2 protein-coding genes are annotated in these 4,341 nt (G+C 70.3%); one reads left to right on the forward strand and one right to left on the reverse strand.

The annotated features are described in order from the left end of the window. Positions 1-74: 74 nt before the first annotated feature. Positions 75-1,541, reverse strand: coding sequence for a CCA tRNA nucleotidyltransferase (locus AOK00_RS35495; RefSeq protein ID WP_173861737.1), 1,467 nt, complete (start codon positions 1,539-1,541; stop codon positions 75-77). Between the two features lie 211 nt (positions 1,542-1,752). Here AOK00_RS35495 and AOK00_RS35500 point away from each other — a divergent pair, with 211 nt between their 5' ends. Beyond that, on the forward strand, positions 1,753-4,152 hold the full coding sequence (locus tag AOK00_RS35500; RefSeq protein ID WP_055604223.1) for a DUF6049 family protein: 2,400 nt from the start codon (positions 1,753-1,755) through the stop codon (positions 4,150-4,152). Positions 4,153-4,341 lie beyond the last annotated feature (189 nt).

Consider the following 4,341-nt stretch of genomic DNA (forward strand, 5'->3'; position numbering starts at 1 on the left):
CGTGAAACATCACCCCTCACGGCTGTCGCGTGGGCCGACGTTTCACGTGAAACATCGCCGCTCGCGGACAAGGCTCAGCCCTGCGTGGCCCACCACTCCTTGAGCGCGGCCACGGCCTGGTCGTGCTCCATCGGTCCGTTCTCCAGCCGGAGCTCCAGCAGGAACTTGTACGCCTGCCCGATGGCGGGACCGGGACCGACGCCCAGGATCTCCTGGATCTGGTTGCCGTCGAGGTCGGGACGGATCGCGTCGAGCTCCTCCTGCTCCTGGAGCTGGGCGATGCGGTCCTCCAGGCCGTCGTAGGCACGGGAGAGCGCGCCCGCCTTGCGCTTGTTGCGGGTGGTGCAGTCCGAGCGGGTCAGCTTGTGCAGACGCGAGAGCATCGGCCCGGCGTCCCGGACGTAGCGGCGCACGGCCGAGTCGGTCCACTCGCCGGTCCCGTAGCCGTGGAAGCGGAGGTGCAGTTCCACGAGCCGCGAGACGTCCTTGATCATCTCGTTGGAGTACTTGAGCTCGGTCATGCGCTTCTTGGTCATCTTCGCGCCCACCACCTCGTGGTGGTGGAAGGAGACCCGGCCGTCCTTCTCGAAGCGGCGGGTACGCGGCTTGCCGATGTCGTGAAGCAGGGCCGCGATGCGCAGCACCAGGTCGGGACCGTCCTCTTCCAGGTCGATGGCCTGGTCGAGCACGGTCAGCGAGTGCTCGTAGACATCCTTGTGCCGGTGGTGCTCATCGCTCTCCAGACGGAGTGCCGGCAGCTCGGGGAGCACGTGCTCGGCGAGCCCCGTGTCCACGAGGAGCCCGAGGCCCTTCCTGGGGTGGGAGGAGAGCAGCAGCTTGTTGAGCTCGTCACGGACCCGCTCGGCGGAGACGATCTCGATCCGGCCGGACATCTCCGTCATCGCGGTGACGACCTCGGGGGCCACCTCGAAGTCCAGCTGAGCGGCGAAGCGCGCGGCCCGCATCATGCGCAGCGGGTCGTCGGAGAAGGACGCCTCCGGCGTACCCGGAGTGCGCAGCACCCGGGCGGCGAGGTCCTCAAGGCCGCCGTACGGGTCGATGAACTCCTTCTCCGGGAGGGCCACGGCCATGGCGTTGACGGTGAAGTCACGCCGGACGAGGTCCTCGTCGATGGAGTCACCGTAGGAGACCTCGGGCTTGCGCGAGGTGCGGTCGTACGCCTCCGAGCGGTACGTGGTGACCTCGATCTGATAGCTCTGATCGACGTCTCCGACGCGGGCCTCCTTCTGGCAGCCGACGGTCCCGAAGGCGATGCCGACCTCCCACACCGCGTCGGCCCACGGGCGGACGATCTTCAGTACGTCCTCGGGGCGGGCGTCGGTGGTGAAGTCCAGGTCGTTGCCGAGCCGGCCGAGCAACGCGTCCCGTACCGAGCCGCCGACCAGCGCGAGGCTGAACCCGGCCTCCTGGAAACGGCGGGCGAGGTCGTCGGCGACAGGGGACACACGCAGCAGTTCACTGACCGCGCGGCGTTGCACCTGGCTCAGTGCAGTCGGGGTGTCTTCGTTGGCGTTCGGCACAACAGAAAAGGGTACGTGCCCCGGCCCGCGCCGACGTCCTCGTTTTCCCGTGGGCGATGCACAGGGAGCCTCCGGACGGGCCCCGTCGAAGATCGGCTGGAGCAGTCCCCGGCACTTGCTCCCAGCGTGCCTCGTTACCATGCCTGGACACAGCAACCGGGAACCACCTACACCACTCACACCAGAGACAACGACGAGGACGGGCGAACGCGTGGCCGAGGCGGCAGACATCCAGGGAACCGGTCCCTCACCTGCCCGCCGATGGCTGCGGCGCACGATCATCGTCGCCTTCGGGGCGCCGCTCCTCGCCGGCCTCCTCCAGGCCCCGGCCACGTCCTCCCCGGCGTTCGCCGCCGAGGACGCCACCGGCTCGAAGACCGTCGATGTGTCTCTCGACACGCTGGCGCCGAGCGCGCCCGTCGAGGGAGACACGGTCACCATCACGGGCACGGTGACCAACCGGAGCAAGAAGACGGTGACCGACGCGACCGTGGACCTGCGCGTCGGGCCGCAGATGACGAGCCGCAGCGAGATCGAGCAGGTGACGGGGCGCACCGGCTACCGGAGCGACAGCGACCCCGCCCCCCTCGACGACGTTCCCACCGTCAAGGTGCCCCGGCTGGGCCCCGGACTCAGTGCGGACTTCGCCCTCTCCGTGCCGGTCTCCGACCTCGGGCTCGACAAGGCAGGCGTCTACCAGCTGGGCGTCTCGCTCACCGGGCAGACCTCGGACCGCCGCTACGACCGGGTGCTCGGTATCGAGCGGACCTTCGTCCCGTACCAGCCCGAGGCCACCGAGAAGAGAACCCAGCTGACCTACCTCTGGCCGCTGATCTCCTCGGCGCATGTGTCGGCCGAGACGGCGACCGACGACCAGCAGACCCCGGTGTTCGAGGACGACACCCTGGCGGCCGAGCTGAAGCCGGGCGGGCGGCTCGACGAGCTCGTCTCGCTGGGCAAGGACCTCCCGGTCACCTGGGTGGTCGATCCGGACCTTCTGGCCTCCGTCGACGCCATGGCGAACGGCTACCGCGTCAAGGCCGGCGCCCTGCGCGGCCCCGGCAAGCACCAGGCCGTCGCCCAGCGGTGGCTGGACTCGCTGGAGAAGGCCGTCCAGGGCCACAAGGTCGTCGCCCTGCCCTTCGCCGACCCCGACCTCGCCTCCCTCGCCCACCGCGGCAAGGACGTCCCCGGCTCGCTGGGGCACCTCCAGTCGGCGACCGCCCTCGCCGGGACGACGGTCGAGACCATCCTCCACGTCCAGCCCGCCACCGACTTCGCCTGGCCCGTCGACGGGGCCGTCGACCCGTCCATCCTGGCGGTGGCGACCTCGGCCGGCGCCGACAAGGTGATCGCACGCAGTGACAGCGTCCGCGACGACCTCCCCTACACGCCCACCGCGGCCCGCCCCTTCAGCAACGGCACCAACGCCGTGGTGAGCGACGCGCTCCTGTCCACGGCCTTCGAGGGCGACATGGTCCGGACGGAGAACTCGACCCTCGCGGTCCAGGAGTTCCTCGCCCAGTCCCTCGCGATCACCCTGGAACAGCCGGAGTCCCAGCGCAGCATCGTCGTCGCCCCGCAGCGGGTGCCGACCGTGGCCCAGGCGCAGACCATGGCGACCGCGCTGCGCGGGCTCGCCGCCAAGCGGTGGAGCCAGCCCAGCGACCTCCTGGCGGCCGCCGCGGCCAAGCCGGACCCCGACGCCTCCACCACGGTGCCCGCCGGCTCCCGGTATCCGAAGAAGCTGCGCGACCGGGAGCTTCCGGTCCAGGCCTTCCGCGACATGAAGACCACGCGCGACGAGCTGGACGACTTCAAGGTCATCCTCACCGCCCAGTACCGAGTCGTGCCCCCGTTCACCAACGCGATCAACCGCGAGATGTCGACCTCGTGGCGGGGGCAGGCCCGGGCCGCCGCGCTCTACCGGATCAACGTCCTGGAGTATCTGCAGACCCTCACCGAGGGGGTGCAGCTGGTCGACAAGTCCGACCTCACCCTCTCCGGGCGCAGCGCGACGATCCCGGTGACGGTCCAGAACAAGCTGCTGCAGGACGTGCATCTCGTGCTGCGGCTCACCTCCGGCAGCAAGAACCGGCTCAACCTGAACGGCGAGAGGTACAAAGAGCTGCCCGTGAGGATCAGCGGCGGCCACAGCCAGTCGGTGAAGTTCTCCGCCTCCGCCAATGTCAACGGCCAGGTGCCGATGACGGCCCAGCTCTACACCGATGACGGCACTCCCTACGGGCAGCCGATGACGTTCACGGTCAAGGTCTCCGAGATCACCGCCACGGTGATGCTCGTGATCGCCGGTGGCGTGCTCCTCCTCGTCCTGGCCGGCGTACGGATGTACAGCCAGCGCAAGCGGGTGGCCGCGCGGAAGGCCGAGGCCGAAGCGGCGGAGACGGACACCACCCCGGAGGAGACGGCGCCGCAGCCGGAATCCGGGGCGGAGCCGGAGGTGGAACCCGAGGCGGACACGCCGCGGGAGCCGGAAGCCCCTTCGGATGGGCGCGACGCGGACGAACCCGAGCAGCCGAGTGACCTGACACCGGACACCGGGCCCGAAAGCGGCGACCCGTCGAGCCCGGGTGAGAAAGTGGACCGTTGAGCGATGTCGTGGCCGGTCGGCCGGGGACGATGAGGTGGGGTAACCATGAACGCGCCGTACGACGGTGACCGCGGCCAGGGTGCGGGCGGCACCCCGCCGTCCGGTGGGACGCCCGCGGCACCTCCCGGTTCCGGCCACCCGCCGGTGCCGCCCCCGCCGCCGGGTGCCCCCGGCCCGCAGGGGCACACT

Origin of the sequence: Streptomyces aureus (assembly GCF_001418135.1) — a bacterium.
GTDB classification, from domain to species: Bacteria; Actinomycetota; Actinomycetes; order Streptomycetales; family Streptomycetaceae; genus Streptomyces; species Streptomyces aureus_A.